Source organism: Gimesia panareensis, from assembly GCF_007748155.1.
GTDB lineage: Bacteria > Planctomycetota > Planctomycetia > Planctomycetales > Planctomycetaceae > Gimesia > Gimesia panareensis.
Genome location: NZ_CP037421.1, coordinates 2,609,381 through 2,629,559 on the forward strand (window position 1 = coordinate 2,609,381; position 20,179 = coordinate 2,629,559).

The window sequence follows — 20,179 nt, forward strand, 5'->3', positions numbered from 1 at the left end:
GACTCCTACGACCAACGACTGATATTTAAATCAGGCGACACCACTTTCTCACAATCCACTCGGTGACCAGTAATCCAAAAATCAGGATATAGAAAATCGGGGCATCCCAGATTTCCTGACGTTCTTCCAGAAACCGGGAGACCTGTTTAATCTTGAAGGCATTTACGATTTTCTCTGCTTCAGACAACTGATAAACGCGGCCCCCTGTCGAGCTCGACATTGTCTGCAGATACGCTTCATCCAGTGCCGGGTTTTCCAGTTCCTGGTTGGGGAATTCGACTTTGATCGGCATCGTAGCCGCCTTCACAGTTGCCCCAGCCGCTTCGTCTCCCATCCAGACACGCACAAAATAAGTCCCCGGCTGCGTCACCGGGAACGTCGTTGAAAATTCGCCGCGCTGATTCCCTTCGGTCAACGTCAGAGGAACGGGCTGATCATCGCCCCGTTCCACTTCGCCATACAGACGCTGTAACCCCGGTTCGACCTGTGTCTCATCCAGAAACCGGGCCACGATCTTTGCCTGTCCTCCCGGCTGATATTGTGCCTGTGGGGTCGACAGCCTGAAGGGATAATTGCCCCCCAGCTGTTTGCTCCGCCCGGCACGATCGACTACACGGGCCCAGAAACCATCGAATAACTGCTCATTCAGATAACGCCAGCGGTAGGTACTGTCAAAGCCGATAAAAATCGACCACCCGGGCCCCACGCGCTGGGAAGCAATCAGCACTTCCTGACCATACTCATTCCGCATGCGGGGATCCGCATGGACCGCGAGGATAGTGGCCCCCGGCTTTGCTTTCGTTACCGGAAAATGCCAGAACATGCCTGGCAGGTTTTTTAAAAGCTGTTCGTTCGCCTGTTTATCGCTGGCAAAGTTAAATATCGAGTCCTGTACTCCCTGATCCGTCACATCCAGTTTCCATGGAGAGCGGGCGCTTAATCGAATCTGGACCTGTGAGCGAAACAATCCCGGTTCCCGGATCACGGGTAATAAATTTAACCAGCCCAATGACGGATCTGACTGATGATCGAACATATTGGCAGTCTGCATTTCACCGGCGATATAGACCAGTCCACCTCCTGCTTTGGTCACAAAATTGGTGAGCAATTCCGGAAAGTTGATGGGCCAGCCGTTGGGATCGGGGTCGTACAGAATCACACAGTCATATTCATTCAGTTCTTCCTGGGTGACGGGCAAGCGGCGGATCGGTAGATCGCCCGGATGCTCGTAGGTTTTGTCTGCCGCCATCAACCAGGTCGAAAGGTTAATCTGGCGATCCCGAAGAAACGTATTTCGCAGAAATTGCACTTCCGGAAACGTGGATCCGGCGATAAACAGCACGTTCAACCGCTGGCGAATTACTCGTACTTCGGCAGAGGCCAGATTGTCATCCTGTGAAATCTCCGGTCCCGTATCGATCATTTTTGCCCGAAATTCGACCTTACCGGTTTTAGTTTCGCTGAACTGATAGGTCCTGGGTTGCAACTGGCCATCCAGATTCAGCACGATATCCTCATTGATGAATTCCTGCCAGGGACCTCCATTACGGCGTTGTTCTATCAACAGCGTCGCGGATTCGGCCTGCATTCCCCGGGACTCAATATGCACGGTCAGCTGATTCGCATCCTGCACAAATACGACCGGGCTGACTTCCAGTTCTGTAATCGCTACATTTCGTGGCCCATCGGTTGTACCCACTCCGACAGAAACCAGAGGAATCCCTTCATCGGACAGCATCTGTAAGACCTCTTCAGGCGGTTCACCTGAGGTCGATTGACCATCACTGATCAGCAGAACTCCCGACAACGGCATTCCCGAGTACGAGAGTAGCGCCTGTCGGAGGGAGCTGGCAATCGCAGTTGCATTCCCACCGGCTTGCCATTCTTTGGAAACTGACAGAGCTTCCGGATCGAATTTATCACTGAAGCTGTGTAAATGAACTGTGCGGGTGCCATCGGCAGACAGATCCTTCAGAAATGATTCATTAACCAGTTTGTGCGCGAGCTGCAAACGGTTCATTCTGCGAAGCGCGTCAACATCGGACGACATGCCCAGCCCGCGGGAGACATCCATCGCCTGTTCCTCGTCCTGCCAGGCATCGTTCAATGACATTGACTGTGAAGTATCGAGCAGCACCAGCAGATGCGAGGGAATCTTTTCTTCTTTGCTCAACACCAGAATCGGTTCGAGCAGCATCGCGATTACCAACAGAACCAGCGCAATCCGAATCCCATACAGCATACAGCGGCGGAGCAGCGGAACCTGACGGGCATCGCGTTGATACAACCACCAGCCTCCGATCACCAGAACCAGAACTCCCAGAATGAGGAACAGCATCCGATCGCCGGATGGTAGGCCGACCCACTGCGCAGACCAGTGGCCCCCTTCGGTCCAGGACGAAGATTGAATGCCGAACAACATTTCCAGAAATCGGTTCAAGTAACAAGTCTCTCTTTATCGACGACGACCAATCCAGGTCGCCAGCATACTCTCGGAGATCAGGCAGCCGAGTAACACGACGGCCAGGTAACGCCATAACTCAGTTCCGGCTGTGGACAGATCCATTTCCTTGCCCTGATAACGAATCAGCTTCAAGGGCATCCGGCCCAGGTACTGCTGTAATTCCTGCTCATTCAATTTGTCCTGTAACGAATCTTCCACATTCGCATTGATCGCAAATTTTTGTGACTGTTCACCGGTCTGCGTATCCTGCCACGCTGCTTGCACGACCCCCGCAAATCGGATCGGATCAGATGTCAAAATAGTTTTCGTTTCTGCTTCAGAACCAAACCGAATTTCCTGCGGTTTCAGATCACGATCCTGCCAGATCAGTTCTCCAGACTGGGGAGCTGTGATTGTTTCCAGTTCGAAGTGAATCGGTTCACCGGCAATCAGATTCTCGCCACGCTGGATTTCAGCAGCGATCTCCTGTGCTGCAACACGCATCGCCAGCACAAAACTCGCCTCCGCCGGCCAGTCGCTCCAGCTCTTATCCGCGGTAATGCTCCAGAACAGCACGCGTCCTTCGCCAAAACGCTTTTCCAGAACTGCAGGGGACTGCTGTGGATCATTCCAGCGTGCCAATACGCGAACCTGTTTTTCTTCACCGGGATCGAGTACAACATCGGCAAATCGACGAGGGCGTACCCGGCTCAACAGTTCCGGGGTTAAATTCTTGAGCAGTTCAATGGGCGAATCGGCAATCGGCTCAACCACCAGCCCCTGCGACTGCAGGTCCTGAATCTGATTGATGCGGGCGGGTAACAGCCCTTTTCCTCCCTTAAAGAGTCGTTCGTTATACAGCTGCAGATCACACTGATCACCAGCGAAAATCATTAATCCGGTCCCCAGTGAAACCAGCTCTTCCAGTTCTGCCACCCGCTCCTTCGACAGTTGATCTACGTTCGCCAGTACAATCAAATCCGGTGCCGTCAGCAGCTGAGATTTCCAGGTCGAACTTTCCGCCTGCGTGACCTGCCAGTTAGAATTACCGGCAGACAAAGCCAGCGCCAGAAAGTCAGTTTCACTTTCAAAGGGATTAAGCCCGGGCTCTCCATCGACGAGTACCACATCGACCATCTGACGCACGTTGACCAGCTTCCGACAGATGTTATCCTCCAGTAACTGATCGGCGGGAATTGACAGCTTAACCACATGCTGGCCGGGTTGATCAAAGCGCACACTCACCGGCACACTGACGGTTTTCTCTGCCGGGATTTCCGGCAATGTGACGGGAGTGATATTACCGTCCACATCCAGTAGAGCCTGTCCTGACTTCAACGGCTCCGTGCTGGAATTCTCGATTACGGCAGTCAGTTTGACTTCCTGATCCACCAGAGCAATCCGGCTGTTCTGCTCCAGAGAACGTAATACCCGGTTGCCGGTCGGCTCGGCACCAATATCGATAAAACGTACTGTCACCTGGTCTCCAGACCAGCGATCAAACAGATCCCGTACTTCCGAGGTCCAGCCGGCAGACCAGAGATCAGTAACGATAATCACTTCCTTGACTGGAAATGTCGCTTCTTCCAACTGACGATCCACGTCTTCCAGAGTTGAAATCCAATGGCTGGCCATCTGGCAGGAAGGGAGTTCATTCATCCGTGAGACCAATTTATCCCGTTCCTTTTCTGTGAGATGCGCCATGCGAACCAGGGGCTGCGTCGGCTGTGAGGCCAGAACCACCGAAACGGAATCCTGAGGGCCCAGTTGGTTCAGCACCTGCCGAACTGCATTTTGGGCCCGGCTGAATGAAGACTGCTCGCCAGTCTGGTACGCCATGCTCAATGAATCATCCAGGACGATCACGCGACTTGCCCGACCTTCCACTGCCAGAAATCCAGCCAGATTCGTCCCGGAACTGATGGGACGGGCAACAGCCAGAAACAGGGCCAGGACTGCCAGTGTCCTGATTGCCAGTAGCAACCATTGTTCCAGCCGTAACCGCCTGCGGTTGGTTTTCAGTGTCAGTTTCAGGTATTCCATCGGCGCCCAGTCCACTCTGATAAACCGTCTGCGGTTTAACAGGTGGATGATGATAGGAGCGGTTGCCAGAACCGTTCCCGTCAGTAATAGAGGGGCCAGGAAATGCATGGTGTTGTCTCGTTGATCACCTTCTGTTTATGGTTTCGTTCTGTTATCCGGAGCAGGGGAGTCCGTTTCCAGCATTTCTGAACTGGATGCACCACCGAGCGAGGTCATTCGCCCCCGGTGCGTTTTGGAACCTGCATACTGTCGATTATGCAAATAGCTGCTCAACACCCTGCTCAGGTCATCGTCGGTGAAGATCTGCAGATAATCGATTCCACAGAATTGACAACGCTGCCGAGTTTCCTGAATGAATTCTTCCATCGCCGCCTGGTAAGCCTTATGGAATGCCCAGGGCTCGGCAAAGATCTCTTCTTCACCTTCGATATCCTTGAAGATCACGGAGTCCTTAAATGGGAGCTCGACTTCATCGCGGTGCAGTACATGCATCACGATCACCTCATGGCCCGCGTACTGCAGCTTGCCCAGAGATTCATAAAACGGATCCAGGGGTGTCAGTAAATCGGAAAGTACCACAACAATCCCCCGACGATGTATCTGATCTGCCACCTGGGATACGGCGGGACCGATGTCGGTTTCTCCCTGCAGTTCGACGTTTTGCAGCACTTCCATAAACTTAGCCAGATGCGACGCAGTACTCCCGGTCCGCAGATCTTCCTGCACGCGATCATTCAGAATCGCCAGGCCGACGGCATCACGTTGTTTCAACAATACAGATGACAGAGATACTGCAATTGTCGCCGCACAATCATACTTAGAATACTCTGGTGCGCCGTACTTCATAGAAGAGGACGAATCGACAATGAAGACGGCCCGTAAATTGGATTCTTCTTCGAAACGCTTGATGTAAAACCGATCGGAACGCGCGTACGCTTTCCAGTCCAGATTTTTCAGATCATCGCCGGGTGTGTAACTGCGATAGTCGGCAAATTCCGGCGAGAGCCCATGCAGGGGACTTCGGTGCAGTCCGGCAATCGAACCTTCGACCGGCTGACGGGCCTTAAATCCAATACCGGCCAGACTGCCTGCGATCTCAGGATTTAAGTATGTGTTCAAACTGCCCGTCCTTTCCGGCTGTGCTCTGATGTAATGGCGTCTCAGCGATCAGTTTTTCAATCACCGTATCCGGCGTCTGCCCTTCCGACTCCGCGTTGTAAGACAGCACAATCCGATGTCGTAAGACCGCTTTGGCGACCGCCTGCAGGTCTTCAACAGAGACTTCAGGCCGCCCATACAGGGCTGCGCGTGCCTTGGCTGCCAGAATGAGCGATTGACCGCCGCGCGGACCAGCCCCCCACAGTACCCAGCGATTAATAAACTCCGGTGCATCTTCACTGTCTCGCCGCGTCGCCCGGATCAGATCCATCGTGTAGTCCACCAGGAAATCACTGATCGGAACCCGGCGAACCAGATGCTGAAGTTCCAGAACCTCTTCTCCCGTCAAAGTCGATTCCGGTTCCGGCAGTTCTTCACCAGTCACCGTTTTATAAATCTGACGTTCTTCATCACGGGTCGGATACTTGACGATAATCTTCATCAGAAACCGGTCCAGCTGAGCTTCGGGCAGGGGATAGGTCCCTTCCTGTTCAATCGGATTCTGAGTGGCCAGCACGAAAAACGGGCGGGGGAGCTGATAATGTTTTGTCCCCGCGGAGATATTTTTTTCCTGCATACCCTGCAGCAGTGCCGCCTGTGTTTTAGGAGGTGTGCGGTTGATTTCGTCTGCCAATAGCAGATTGGTAAATATCGGCCCTTCAATAAACTTGAATTCGCGTGTTCCGGTCTGTCGATCCTCGTAGATCACATCGGTCCCGGTGATATCGGCGGGCATCAGGTCGGGAGTAAACTGGATGCGACCGAAATCGAGAGACAGGCTCTTGGCCAGCGTGGAGACCAGCAGAGTCTTGGCCAGTCCCGGGACGCCTTCCAGGATACAATGTCCTCCCGCCAGAATACTGACCAGCAATTGTTCGACCACATCGTCCTGACCAACCACAACCGTGCGGATCTGCTCACGAATCCGTTCCTGGGCAGCCTTGAGTTTTTCCAAAGCTGCCATATCTGGTGCTGCTTTCATATCAGACAAGATTCACTCCCTGTTCTACCAGCTATTCTGCCGGTCGCCATGACTGTCAATTATCGTTGGTAAATCGGTAAAAACTTATAGGGCAGCTGCAAAACAATTAACGCGACACTGGTTCCAAAGATTGGACCGACGCCATCGCCATTCCAGCTCCCGTTTGAGGCTTGTGATTTAATCAGGCTGTCACGCTGTCCTGGAAAGTAGGCGTCCCAGTACTCATCTCCTGCCTGATAAAACGCCTGCGAGGCATACAGGTTCAAATAAAAATAATGTCCCGACTGAAAACCGCTTTTCCGGTTCTTGAACTGTCCATAGACATACTCCATACATTCTTCCGCCAGGGGTGATTCATATTCTCCGGCGGAGTAAAGACAGGTGATTGCGGCTGCGGAAATGGGCAGTCGCGTATCATTGCCGGAATGATAAGAGTAGCGAATCCCACCCTCGGGTGTCTGACAGAGTTCCAGGTAACGGACGGCATTCTGAATGGTCCCCTTGGGGACCGTAAAACCAGCATTATGCGCGGCACGGAGGCCCTGCATCTGGGTGACTGTCACACTCCCTTCATCACCACCGCCTGGTGTGTAAATCCAGCCTCCCAGCGAGCTCTGCCCGGAAGACGTTAACTGAATCCCATCCTTGACCACTTTGGCAATCCGGGCCCGGACTTTCGCATCCGTTTCCATTCCATACACGCTGGACAGAAACAGCAGTGAGAAACCATGTCCGTACATGGGACGCCCATTTTCTGCACCAGCTGCAATCAGGCCGTTTCCCTGGGCCTGGCTTAGAACATACTCGGTTGCTTTCCTCACCTGATCGGCATAAGGCCCCCGCGTCGGGGTGTTCCCGTTCGCCAGGAACGCGATTCCGGCCAGTGAGGTCATCGAAACGGGATAAGTGCTCCCATCCTGTGTCGTCTGAAAGCTCCCCCCCGTCGTCTGCTGTTTGGCCAGATAATCTAGACCTTTCTGAATCGACTTGACGGTGGGAACAGTGACATGCTTCGGCAGAATTTCTTCAGCATTTACTTGCGCAGAACTGCACAGCAGAAACAGACACCCGCAACCCATTTGGAATATTGAAGCGATATTCATTTGAAGCCCGATTTTTTAGATAGTTACTCTATGGCGTAGGTCACACGCACCACTGCAGAGACGGGGATTGCTTTAAACAGCGCCGAAGCCTGTTCCTCCGACTGGCCGACGCGCATCCCCAACACAGCCATATACTGCGCCAGTACTCTGCTGGAACTGTCGCTGCTCTTCTGATTCGGATCAACGGCATTGATGGCGACCACTTTCCCCAGTTTCCCTCCTGCCAGCTTCGCCAGGGTTTCAGCCTGAGCTCGCGCGTCCTCTAACGCTTTGGCATACGCTTTGTTTTTTAAAACTTCCACGTTCTGAATCTTGAATGCCGCCATTGTATTACGCGCCTTGGAGGCATTGTACGTCCCGGGGACCATCGGGGTTGTATCATTACCGATAATCACTCCCGCGTCCTTGCCGGCATCAACAATACGAACGATGATTTCCAGGAGTTCCTCCGAACTCATTTTGTCGATTCCGGTCAATCGCAGTTTGAGTGTTTCGGAAACGGACAGTTGTTGCGACTGTGTATTATTGACAGGCATCCCACGCATCATCGCCTGCATCTGGCTGGCATTCAGGGACGAGTAGAGCGACATGCCTTCTTCCACGATCACCAGCCCCGGTATTTTCAGATTTTTGAATGCCTCTTCAGCACGCCTCCGGTTGCCGTGATACTTGGTAACAGCATCTCCGGCCAGCTGCCCCTGTCCCAGAACCAGCCCGGTCAACTCAACTACTGAGGGCTTCGCTTCAACTACACCTGTCCCGATCACCGTTATTCCATTTTCATCATCGGCCGAAGCGTGAGGTAAATACGCGAGGCAGGACAGGACCAGCACCAGGGTGAGGAAGAGACGTTTTTGTATCAGTTGAAACTTGCCGCACATTTTTTAATCCATCTTCTAAGTTGTAAAGTGATAAATCCGGTTAAGGTCCTGAAGTCTGCCGTTCTACAGATCGAGTGGGATACGCAGTCACAGCCTGGTTCGAGACACAGATGAGCAATCCCTGTTTCAGCTGGATCGCGCCACCCATCGAATTCAGATCGTGCCCCCGGTAGATATCGATGATGTCACCGTTTGTTTTGGAAATTTCAAAAACACCCCGACTGGTAAAGACCCAGGCCTGCCCGGAACCGATCACAGCACTCAAGCCACCTGCTTCCACGGGTAAAGAGACCGCCCAGTTCAGGCGACCTGATTGACGGTCCAGGGCTTCCATCTCTTTTGAGAGCAGGTAAACATGCTGATCATCAATCCCCACCAGTTGGGCTGATACTTTGATCGGACGTTTCCAGAGAACTTTCTTGGCAGCCAGATCCAAGGCGTATACTTCATTGGCGCCGGCCTCTTTGAAGAAGAGCAGATTCCGAGCACGGAACAACTGCCCTTGAGAATGCAGTTCGACTTCTTCATCAACGGCAGCATAGTAATAATTAGAATCAGTCTGATTGACAGGGTACGAATATCGAAATACCCAGTTGATAGACCTGCTCGCCAGAGAAATGTCAAACAGGGCTCCATTATTGGTCAGGATCAGCAGTTGATCCCCCTCTTTCTGGAGCAGGGGAGAGGGCATGTTGACCATGCCATTGGAAGAGTTTCCAGCGACGACTGAACCCAGGGGAATACTCCATTCTCTTTTACCAGTCTTCAAAGAGAGACAATCCAGTTTCAGCTGTTTATTATTTTGCATATGTGAAATCACATAAATCTGCTCTCCGTCAACTAACGGCTCACAGATAAAACTTTCGTTATTCACTTTACTCTGCCAGAGTTGTTTACCCGTGTCTTTATGGTAGGCAGTCAGTCGATAACAGGCGCGATAACGGTTCATTTCCTTTTGCGGAATCAGCGTCGTCAGCACATAATTTCCGCTGACTGCCACGTGGTACTGGTTCAGATGGCTGGACTGATGAAAACTGTAGTTATTGAAATGATTCCCCAGATCTTTAAATTTCGCACTTCGCCAGAGTAGTTTTCCAGTCTGTAAATCGACTCCAAAACAGACACCGTAATAATTGAAATAGGCATGTTGCTGGTCAACAGCCATGGGAGGCACGTAGGTTGCGTACGATTTTCGTCGCCCGTAATAATCGTTTTGCGAATTCTGCAATGCCTGTTCGACGGCTTTATCCAGAAAATGAATCTGCCAGCGCGGTTCTGTTTTTGAGTCTGGCAGATCAAGTGCCCGGGTGAGATGATTCGCTCCCTGGTTGTGTTTCGTAGATGAGCTAACTGTGAGCTTCTCGGGAAGCAGCGACTTCAGGTAGGGCACCGGATCTACTGACTTCCCCCCCAGAGTCACTTTTTGCCCTGAAAACTGTTGTGAGATCACTTCGATCGTTGCCGCTGCCTGGCCTGTCTGTCTCCCTCGGATCAGAGCCAGAGCATACTTCACATTCAGATCCAGTTCCGGGAGGCTGGTATCCGGATGATGGTCCAGAATCGAACGCCAGTACTGGGCAGCCTGTATAAAATCTCCCCGTTCAAATGCCTGATCCCCCAGCAGATCTGCAACATCATCACCAATCGACGTCAGAAAGTACTGGTAGTAGATCTGCACGAGCTGCTTTTTCGAGTCAGGAGAAAAGAGCTGACCTTTCTCGGAAAGTTCTGCAAACTCTTTGCGGGCCTTCCCATCAAAGAACAAGCGATACGCTTCGCGTCCCTCCGCTGGCAGAGAGGTGAGCGCCCGGAAAATCCGCTGGTCCGCATCAATCAGAAATCCATCCCGGGTGGGGAGCAGGGCAGATGTGGACTTGGAAGCAGACAGTTCTTTGATCGTCGTCAGTGCTTTTTCCCACATTTGATGACGCACATAGCGTTCATAATCATCCAGCAGGTTCAGTTTCTTTTCGTCCACCGAAATACTGAAGCCCGGAATTTTATGAGGTGCCGTCTCGGATGTCTGTACCGTAGTTTCCGCGACAACTTCCACAGCGACCTGTGCAGGCAGACGTCCAGCGAACAGCAGCAGACTCAACAGAGTCAGACAGCCAGGGAACGGCGAGAATCCATTTTTCCTGTTCCGAAAACAGCAGACAGGCGCACCTTTAGCTAACATAATCCATCCTGCAATTTGGGAATGGGCTAGTTGGTTCAGTAAATCAATCAGTTGTATTGGCGCGATCAGTCAGAACATGGAATAGGATCGATGTGGGGTGGAGCGAGTTCCAGGTTTATGTCTCTTTTTCGAGCGATTTTCAAAAACCTGTGACTCTGTCCAAGTCCGCCCTGACACTGTTAAATCATTGTACACCAGAACGTGTTCAGTAATTCAAGCACAAATTGCCCGGTTTTTTACTTTTCAAGAATCTTTCTTAATACCCCTGCAGCTTCCTGGGATTCCTTTCAAAAATGAAGGGCCTGTTCCCGCGGGATTATGGCGCTAACGAAAACAGGCCCGCCTCCGATAGTTCAGAAGCGGACCTGTCCCAAATTTCAAATTGTACTGTCAAATCATCCCATCAATTTGGTGACGGCCTGGGCCTTCACCAGTTCGCGTGGTTGATTGAGGTGGTTATAGACAATCGTTTCCGGATTGATTCCGAAGGAATGATAGATCGTTGCCAGCAGTTCACGGGGATGAACGGGATCTTTCCGCGGGCTGGAACCTGTCTTATCAGATTCGCCATGGACATATCCTCGTTTCATACCGGCACCAGCGAGCAGGGAGGTGTAACAATACGGCCAGTGATCTCGACCATCGTCACTGTTTGAGTTCCCCGATGTACTGACGCCGCGTTGCGGACTGCGACCAAATTCACCGACCGCAACCACTAGAGTTTCATCCAGTGTTCCCCGATCGTAGAGGTCGGAAATCAGACTGGCGAGTCCCTGGTCAAACATTGGTGCCGACTGATTTTTCAGGCGGTTCGTCAGACCGGAGTGGACGTCCCAGGAATGATTATTCGAATTCGCGACTTTCGGCCAGACCACTTCGACAACCCGCGTCCCGGCTTCGACGAGTCGACGTGCGAGCAGGAGGCTCTGACCGAAGGTGTTCCGACCATATTTGTCACGGACGGCGTCGGATTCCTGATCCAGGGAAAACGCATCGCGGGCTCTCCCGGAAATGACCAGATCCAGAGCCCGTGAATAGTATTTATCCAACTTGTAGTCTTCCACAGCTTTGTTGAGCTGAGGCATACCCTGATTGATCGTATCCCGCAGACTGGCCCGCCGCTGCAGACGCGATGTAAAGACATCAGGACGCAGCTTCAGGTCGTCGACACTGATCCGATCCATTTTATTCATGTCCATATCGTCTCCCGGAGGAAACAGATAGTAAGGATCATAGGCCCGACCCAGGAAACCGGCAGTCCCCGCTTTACCGACCACGTTACTTTCCTGCAGCGGTCGTGGCAGCATGACGAACGGCAGCATCGGTACCTGAGGAGGCTGGATGCGAATAATATTTGAACCAAAGTTCGGGAAGTCCTTAGGGCTGGGAGGTTCCAGCTGACCTGAAGGGCTAACCTTGTCGGTGGTATATCCAGTCAGCATCTGATAAATGGCAGCCGTGTGATTAAAGAGCCCTTTGGGAGTGTAGCTCATGGAGCGGATCATTGTGAACTTGTCGTTCTGCTGCGCCAGATTGGGCAGCAGTTCCGTGAACTGCACACCGGGTAACTTCGTCGAAATCGGCTGGAAGACACTCTTCACATTATCGGGCACATTTTCCTTGGGATCCCACAGGTCCAGATGACTGGGCCCCCCCTGCAGGAAAATGAGGATCACACTTTTGGCTTTTGCCCAGCCTGGACCACCACCCTCGTTACTGCTGGCTGCCGCTTCCTGTAACTGGAGCATAGTCCCCAAGCCCATGCCCATCATGCCGGACCCGCCGACTCGCAGCAGATCACGTCGAGAGATTTGATTTCGAGACTCACACGGCTCCTTGCCTGGTTGACCTGGAATGATCAGCATTTCTGTGTCTCCTCAGTTTTAGTTAGAGAACTGTTTCAGTATTGTATCCATCCGCATGTATTGATTTTTTCGCGACCGTTTTAATGGTTAAACAGGAACGCAGGACTGTTGATCAAGGCCCAGGTGAGATCCTGAGCAGCGACCAGACGATTCTGTTTGACCTGTTCTGCACTCAACTGCACATCATTTCGCAGGCGTGTCAGTTTCCGATCGACGGGGCGAACACTCTGCATCTCCATCAGGTGCTTCTGCAATTCGACGAGCTTCGGATCCGCAGGCCTTGGTATTTTACTATCGGCGACTGCTTTGATCATCGACTGCAGTCTACTGTCTGATTTACTGTAATAATCGAGCAGTTTCTTTTTCTCAGCAGCATTTCGCTTCTCAGCCTGCTTCGCCAGGATGTTACGAATATCCTGGGGATGCTCATCCAGTGTGGTGGGGCCTTTGCCATTGCTGACAGACAAGCGGAAACGACCGATAGAATGCGTATTACTGTTAAAGTGCTGCTTCATCACAAAAGTCAGGATAATTCCCTGATCATCTGCAGGAACCGGTGACTGAATATCAAAACTGGCCTTGTGAGGCTTCCCAATCTGGGGCGATACAGCCCAACCTTCACCTGACGGCTTGATCTGCCCGTCGATGGCGGTCGCAATCACATAGTTACTCTGACTGAAATCAGCCTGGGAATTGAACAACTTCAATTTCTGTTTCTGATCCGGCTTCGATTTGGGAGCCGCAAAGACTTCGAATTCGTTCAGTACGAAATTCCCATCTCCCGAACGTCCCGGTCCCTTGCGTGGCAGGGAATCGTCGGTCAGCACTTCCAGTCTTACTGCGGAAAGATCTTTCAGATTCGTCTGAGCGACGATCTGGTAATCGCCCTTGCCATTTTTCCCTTTCGCCAGAATCGACTGATCTTTCTGCAGTTCGAGGGTGGCTTCATTGGTCGCAGAGAACGATTCTGGTTTCAGCACCACCCAGTTGGTGCCTTTTGTTTCCTCTTTTTCCCAGGCGGCAATCCGACTCTGCAGCGATTGCTGATAAGCTGTCAGCGCTTTCTGCAGACGAGCTGTATTCTCCTTCTGCTCCTGGTTCAGCCAGGCTTCACGCGGCGCGATCGCCTGCTGGAACGTGGTTACTTTCTCTTGTGCTTCTTTGATATTCTGCACCCGCTGATTTTCCTGCCGGATAATTTCAGGAGACAGGCTTTTTTCATAGGCTGCCAGACGCTGCTTCAGAGCCTGATGCTCGCTTTGAATCTGCTGCTGAATCAGTTTGATGCCTGCCTGTTTTTCTTCAGCAGTCGCAGGACGATTCAGTACCCGCAGAAAGATTGAATCGACCAGAGCAGGATCGTCTTTCTCCTGCTGGACCAGTTTACTGAGAGCGTTATTAGGATCACTGATCGCATTCCCGACAGTAGGCCCGCTGATCAGTGCCATCACCGGCCCCAGTTCGACGCTGGAAGACCGTTCGCATTCACAGGGGCTCTCACGCTGAGCGCGACCGAATTTTGCCAGGAAGTCGCTCTTGAGCTTGAAACCGACATCTGGAAGTTCCGCAGCCCGGGTTCCCGCTGGAACCCCCGGAATATGGGATTCAGATCCGGTCACACGACAGAGGGCGTCATAGAGCACCTCCGCGGGCAAGCGGCGCGCCTTGGCATGCGAGTAGTTAATTTTGTCGTCTTCATTCCATTCATTAGATTTGATAGACAGCTGATACGTCCGCGACTGACAGATGACTCGCATCAGGTGCCGCACATCAAAATTGTGAGACAGGAAATCCGCGGTCAGTTTATCCAGCAGTTCCGGATTGGATGGGGGGTTCCCGGCACGAATGTCGTCAATCGGTTCAATCAGCCCGGTTCCGGTCAGATAACCCCAGACACGATTCGCATACGCTTTGGCGAAGTATTGGTTATCACGGGAGGTGATCCAGCGGGCCAGTTTTTCACGTCTTGAAAGATCATCTTTCTGATCTGTTTTGAAGTCAGCCGGGTAGGGGAATTTCGGTGGCGTTTTGACCCCGGTCCGTTCGTGAATCATTTCCCCGTCTTTTTTATCAAAGACGACTTCGAACAGCGGTTTACCGCTTTCGACAGCCGTCCCCCCGATATTGCGTCCTTTACTCTCAGGAGCTGCCTTCAGACCAAACTGAGCAAAAAAGGCAGACGTTTCGTAATACTGGTCCTGAGTCCAGCGTTCGAAGGGATGATCATGACATTTATTGCAGTTGAACCGGATCGCGAGGAACAGATGCGTCGTATTTTCCATCGTGTCTTCGGGAGTCCGATGAATTTTGAAATACGATGCTGCAGGGTTCGCCTTGTTGGAACCGGAAGCGGACAGAATCTCATAAGCAAATTTGTCGTAAGGCACATTGTCGGCGACGGATTTTTCAATCCAGTCGCGGAAGATCTTCGCCCCTTCTACCCCCAGATATTTCCGGTTGACCTGTAATAAGTCTGCCCATTTGTTGGTCCAGTGCTCGACATACTCGTGTGAACCCAGCAGGCGATCGATCAACTCGTTTCGCTTCACGCGTGACTCGCGTTTGTCTGCCAGAAATGTTTTTACGTCATCAATTGTCGGAGGCAGACCGGTCAGATCGATGTAGATTCGTCTGATGAATTCCGCATCGGTACACAGATCAGAAGGCTGTGTTTTTGTCTTTTTCAGTTTCTGGTCCACCAGTTCGTCGATGTAGTTATAAACGGGTTTCTGCTTCCAGGCAAATTCGGAGCGATCCCCCATCACGGTCACTGTCGTGGCTGCATATTTACCCTGATATCTCGCCAGTAGTGGTGCTTCACCACGTCGCAGAACTTCGGCAATACCTCCATGGTGCATTTTGGCAATTTCGATATTGCTGCTGTCGATGAATGCATCACTGGTAACATCACGAACTTCGCCATTGGAATACGTGGCCAGAACCCGGAACTGCTGCAGCAGTCCTGCACGAGGAACGACCGGATTTTCCGGAACCACTTTAATGCTCTCGACCCGGGCGGCGTCCCGATCCAATGGAGTCCCTTTACTGATCCAGGAAGAGACAATCTGATAACGGGCATCGCCCGGCAGTGCGACCTGTCCCCCTTTATGGGGTACTTCGGCAATCGCTTTTAATAAGATCAGACTTTGCTCCGGTGATGCCAGATTGACACGGCGCGACTTCAGGTCATCGGTGTATGCCCGCAGGTCAAACAGGTCATCGGTTCCCCGTAATGATAGTTTAAATCCGTCCTTCCCCTTGTTCGCACCGTGACAAAGTCCTGAGTTACATCCCATTTTGGTAAAAGCCGGTGCTACATCCCGCCAGTAATCCGGACTGTAATCTGCAGGGAAGGGGGCGACATGAATCTTGGAGGTCGCCTGCTGCCCCTGCAGGTTGAAGCTGACTTCAACCGTTCCGGGCTGAAGTGCTCGTGCCAGACCTGTCGCTGAGATATGCAGGACAGGTTTCCCCTGCTGACTGACTTTCACCAGACGCGTCAGATCGGTTTTGGCTCCGGATTTCGTATGCCCCGTTACCAGAAACTGGATGGTGTCGTACTTCTGAGCAATCGTTGCCTGTGCAGGTTGCACTTCGAGTTTCACGAGCGGATCAGCGCCCGAGAATGATTCGGCTGGTAACTTTTCCTGATTCAGGTCGATCACAACCAACTTGTTTTCCTGAGGTACCGGCTTACTGACGCCCGGTTTCTGTGCCATCACAGGCTGGGACTGTTTTAACGGAACCGGTACGAAGGCCTTCTTCAATTTCCCGGTCGAAGCCTCATACAGTCGCACCTGACCGTCCTGACCGGCAGCCGCGATCACTGCGCCTTGCGGATGATAACAGACCGTATACAACCCCGACTCGGGGAGTTTGACTTCACTGACAACTTTGACATTATCAGTGCGACTCTCCTCAATCTTTTTCTTTTCTGCAGCACTCCGTGACGCCACGCGTTTATTTAAGATGGCGACCAGGTCATCGGGGAATTTCTCCGGAATGTCGAAAGAGAACACTTTCAACTCCCCGGTATGATTCAGACTGCTGACGGCAACAAACTGTTTCCCGTTGGGATGAATGTCCACACCAAAGATGCGGCCTTTCAGGCCAGGGAAAGTCCGTACCAGATTGGCATCATCACCAATCACGCGTTTCGACTGTCGGAAAATCTGATAGAGCTTGGGAACCCCGTCTGCACCACCTACCAGAACGGTATCCTGGGTCGGATGCCGGTCAATGGCTGCCAGTCCACCCGTCAGAGCTTTGGGAGTAATGGAGGTAATATTATCGATAAAACGCTGCGTTTTGACTTCAGTCAGTTTGGTTGTCCGATCGCGGCTGACGGAAATCACGTGGCTTCCGTCCTTGGAAAAGACTGTATCCAGCACCCAGTCGTAGTGGGCTCCCTGATACAGAACCTCTTTACCGGTTGCCACCTCAATGGCACGGACCGTATTATCGCTACACCCAAAGGCCAACAGCTTTCCATCCGGAGACCAGCTGGCTCCATACAATGTGTCATAGGTCAGGGGGATCGACTTCACCAGCGACTGTTTCGCCACATCCCAGATCTGGATCTCCCCTCGCTCAGCCGGAGTCCCGCCGGTGACTGCCAGGTACTTCCCATCGGGAGAAAAGGCAATCGATTCAATTCGCTGTGACTTGCCTATCAGCCGTCCAACGATCTGATCTCCCTGCGCGTTGTGCAGAATGACTTCATGGAAGCCGGCAACTGCCAGCAGTTTCCCATCTGGAGAATAATCCAACGAAGTAATGACCGGCGGGGCAGAGTAGGTAGGTGGGTTTTCTCTGGTAAAACGATACTCTACTTTGGCGGGGGAGTCGTTTACGGCTCCCTGCTGAATCCAGGTGCGAATCAGTGTAATCTGATCCTGAGCCAGAGGTGCTTTCGCTTTGGGCATCTCGGCTTCATTCCCCTTGGGAGTAATCAGCTGCACCAGATAGCTGTCATCAGGCTTACCGGGCACAATTGCAGCGGATTCACTTTCGCCCCCTTTCAGCAGGTCTTTAAATTCCGTCACGACATAATCACCTTCCGGATTACGGGGGTGATGACAGCCGGCACAGTGGGCTTGCAGAATCGGTCGGACCTGCTGGTAAAAACTAACCTTCTGATCTGCAAAGGAAGACGTTGCACTTGTGAACGACGCAAAGAAAACAGAGCAGATTACAAAGCTGGAAAAAGAATAAGCACGGAACTTGTCGAAGGACATGAACCTGAACCCCCTTTTATCAAACCTAAGTTAAAATAACTCTGGTGGTGAAAAGAGGTAAATCTCTTCTCATTGCCCCTGACTGGTTTTGAGAGGGCTCTTAGGAGCAGAGCAAGTCATCAACCAGGGTGAGAGTAGTGGAAGGATAAGTTTCAGCAGAACAATCTCTGCCAGAAACTTAAATCTCGTATGCAATGATATACATATTCTATTATGAATATATCGTAATTTTTCGTCGATGAAAATTTCTGCTTTTTCGTAAATTTTTCAGAGATTTCTGCTCAATCTTGAGGAGCTGAAGGTCTGAATCAATTCCCGTCACAGTCCCTTTTCGGGGCATTCAGCCGCTATTCGGTATCTACGGTAAGTGACGGAAAGAAAAAAGAGGTGGCCGAAATTCGACCACCTCTCTCACTCAGGTAGTAATCAACCCAAGCAGGTACGATTCGTCAATCCGAATTCTTAGAAATCACTTTCCGGATCAGCCAGTAATTTGGCTGGCGGAACATTCGCTGCAATTTTGCCGAAAGCAATCAGCAGCTGTGCTTTCATCTCATCGACTGTAGCACCACCGGGAGCATCGATGCAGATCCCGTTACAGGCTTTTGCCATCGCCTGCATGAAACTGCGATCCGCACCTTTACCCACGGTCATGGTATGAACGGTATACCCCAGATTGGCTGCTTCCACAGCCTGCCAGAAGGCATACTGTTTATTCCGATCTGAAGTGGAGTAGTCAGCATTACCATCCCCATCAAAGTCGGTCACAGTATCCCAGTTCCAGTTCCCTGGCAAAGACCAGTTAGAAGGTGAACGGTTCGCGTTACCGTCGGTCATCACCAGAATCGTTGGACGTGCTCCGGCACGACCATGCGATTGCAATAATTCCCTGGCATCACGAATCCCGTATCCCATACCGGTGTAGGGTGCATAGTGAGAAGCCTGCTTGTGTCGCTGAATCGTATCGATATCAGCGTAATTATTTGTAATGAGATTATCTCCCAGATCTACCGTTTCCGGAACACCATCGTCGTTCAAAACAGATTCGACGCGTGAGGTCTCATCATACGTCACCAGTCCGATGTAATCACCGAACTCAAGCCCGCCCAGGAACTGCGTGAACAGGCTCACTCCATTTTTCATGGCGTGGAACGGATATATGGGAGCCCGCCACAGATCTTCAGACTGATCGTTCTTCTTGCGTCGCCCGATCAGATATCCCATCAGGGTACGGTAACCGTATTTTTTTCGATAACCATAATTGTTGACCGTTCTATTCGTGCGAACCCAGCGAATATAGTCTTTCCACATACTCTTGTTCGTATAGCCGATGGGCTGCCCTTTCAGGTTTCCATAGTAATCCTTTCCTTCCTGGGGAAAGGGATATTTCAGATTCCCGTTGACATCCACTTCATCCAGCCCCAGGGCCTGAAAGATGTAATCATCATCATAGGAACTGATATAGGTTCCCTCTGCGGAATTAATACTTCCGTAGCCATTCGGCGGAAACTTGAGTTTATCCGAATCAGAGTAAGTCACACTGGAGTCCACCAGAGTGTTCCAGATGTCATCCAGGTTTGCTTCGACGGCTGCTTTCCCTAACTGATAGGAAGACATCGCGCCAAATTCACTGTCGTAGCTCATCGATCCGGAATAGTCGAGCACCAGCACGATATCGCGTGCTTCAATAAAGGCAATCGCCGAGGTCGTCACGGCAGCCGTCTTCTCCCCCATGATGCCAGCGAAGAACAACTGCAGTTTGGAATCCGGTTTGCCTTCCGCGGAATTATCGCGACGGGCTATCACTTTCACCACGTTATACGGTTTCGCCCCTTCGCCCCAGATCATGTGATAGGTTCCGGAACTGTCCTGATACCGTTTCCCGAATTTCACATCGGTCTCCGGATCAACATACACACCATTCAACCCGGCAACTTTCTGTGCCATGGCTTTGGCGGCTTCGACCGCAATCGAGTTTGCATCCTGGACAGTAGCAGTGACATCCTGTCCTTCGGTGATCCCGTCTGCCGTCGTCTGAACAGCATCGGTAATCTGCTGGGCCGCTGCCAGGGCAGCTGCTTCCACGGCATTTCGCATTTTGGTTTTGGTCATGGTAATCACAGCGATATCGATTCCGAACGCCATGAAGCCCATGGCAGCCACGAGAAATGGCACCGCCATGACCATGAACGCACCGCGGCGACTTTGATCGCCCGGCAGATTCATGTTCTCTTTTCTGACTCGTTGTATCAGTTTCATGTTACCCCCTCTTACTCCCCGAAAATAAA

The 20,179-nt window shown here is 51.8% G+C and carries 10 protein-coding genes; all 10 read right to left on the reverse strand.

Annotation, left to right across the window (positions count from 1 at the left end):
* Positions 1 to 25 precede the first annotated feature (25 nt).
* On the reverse strand, positions 26 to 2,440 hold the full coding sequence (locus tag Enr10x_RS09650) for a vWA domain-containing protein (protein WP_145448890.1): 2,415 nt from the start codon (positions 2,438 to 2,440) through the stop codon (positions 26 to 28).
* Positions 2,441 to 2,455: 15 nt separating this feature from the next.
* Positions 2,456 to 4,594, reverse strand: a complete 2,139-nt coding sequence (locus Enr10x_RS09655; RefSeq protein WP_145108575.1) for a BatA domain-containing protein — start codon at positions 4,592 to 4,594, stop codon at positions 2,456 to 2,458.
* 27 nt (positions 4,595 to 4,621) lie between these two features.
* A complete protein-coding gene (locus Enr10x_RS09660) occupies positions 4,622 to 5,605 on the reverse strand; it encodes a DUF58 domain-containing protein (RefSeq protein ID WP_145108572.1) in 984 nt (327 codons plus the stop codon).
* Complete coding sequence (locus Enr10x_RS09665) at positions 5,583 to 6,626, reverse strand: AAA family ATPase (RefSeq protein WP_232093434.1); 1,044 nt, start codon at positions 6,624 to 6,626, stop codon at positions 5,583 to 5,585. Before Enr10x_RS09665 ends, Enr10x_RS09660 begins: the two co-directional genes overlap by 23 nt.
* 59 nt (positions 6,627 to 6,685) lie before the next feature.
* Positions 6,686 to 7,729: a prenyltransferase/squalene oxidase repeat-containing protein gene (locus tag Enr10x_RS09670; RefSeq protein ID WP_197996548.1), complete on the reverse strand. Its 1,044-nt coding sequence runs from the start codon at positions 7,727 to 7,729 to the stop codon at positions 6,686 to 6,688.
* A gap of 23 nt (positions 7,730 to 7,752) precedes the next feature.
* Complete coding sequence (locus Enr10x_RS09675; RefSeq protein ID WP_145108569.1) at positions 7,753 to 8,610, reverse strand: SIMPL domain-containing protein; 858 nt, start codon at positions 8,608 to 8,610, stop codon at positions 7,753 to 7,755.
* Positions 8,611 to 8,650: 40 nt separating this feature from the next.
* Complete coding sequence (locus Enr10x_RS09680; protein WP_145108566.1) at positions 8,651 to 10,789, reverse strand: outer membrane protein assembly factor BamB family protein; 2,139 nt, start codon at positions 10,787 to 10,789, stop codon at positions 8,651 to 8,653.
* A gap of 395 nt (positions 10,790 to 11,184) precedes the next feature.
* Positions 11,185 to 12,654 carry a DUF1501 domain-containing protein gene (locus Enr10x_RS09685; protein WP_145108563.1) on the reverse strand — a complete coding sequence of 490 codons (1,470 nt, stop codon included), beginning with the start codon at positions 12,652 to 12,654 and terminating at the stop codon, positions 11,185 to 11,187.
* Between the two features lie 80 nt (positions 12,655 to 12,734).
* The gene (locus tag Enr10x_RS09690) at positions 12,735 to 17,891 is read right to left on the reverse strand and encodes a DUF1549 domain-containing protein (RefSeq protein WP_145108560.1); all 5,157 of its coding nucleotides are present in this window, start codon (positions 17,889 to 17,891) and stop codon (positions 12,735 to 12,737) included.
* Positions 17,892 to 18,353: 462 nt separating this feature from the next.
* On the reverse strand, positions 18,354 to 20,150 hold the full coding sequence (locus tag Enr10x_RS09695; RefSeq protein WP_145448891.1) for a vWA domain-containing protein: 1,797 nt from the start codon (positions 20,148 to 20,150) through the stop codon (positions 18,354 to 18,356).
* Positions 20,151 to 20,179: the final 29 nt, after the last annotated feature.

Bases quoted from the DNA above. Each gene is read 5' to 3' on its own strand.
- Enr10x_RS09670 (WP_197996548.1), bottom strand. From the start codon at position 7,729: ATGAATATCGCTTCAATATTCCAAATGGGTTGCGGGTGTCTGTTTCTG.
- Enr10x_RS09685 (WP_145108563.1), bottom strand. From the start codon at position 12,654: ATGCTGATCATTCCAGGTCAACCAGGCAAGGAGCCGTGTGAGTCTCGA.
- Enr10x_RS09690 (WP_145108560.1), bottom strand. From the start codon at position 17,891: ATGTCCTTCGACAAGTTCCGTGCTTATTCTTTTTCCAGCTTTGTAATC.
- Enr10x_RS09675 (WP_145108569.1), bottom strand. From the start codon at position 8,610: ATGTGCGGCAAGTTTCAACTGATACAAAAACGTCTCTTCCTCACCCTG.
- Enr10x_RS09680 (WP_145108566.1), bottom strand. From the start codon at position 10,789: ATGTTAGCTAAAGGTGCGCCTGTCTGCTGTTTTCGGAACAGGAAAAAT.
- Enr10x_RS09655 (WP_145108575.1), bottom strand. From the start codon at position 4,594: ATGCATTTCCTGGCCCCTCTATTACTGACGGGAACGGTTCTGGCAACC.
- Enr10x_RS09665 (WP_232093434.1), bottom strand. From the start codon at position 6,626: ATGAAAGCAGCACCAGATATGGCAGCTTTGGAAAAACTCAAGGCTGCC.
- Enr10x_RS09695 (WP_145448891.1), bottom strand. From the start codon at position 20,150: ATGAAACTGATACAACGAGTCAGAAAAGAGAACATGAATCTGCCGGGC.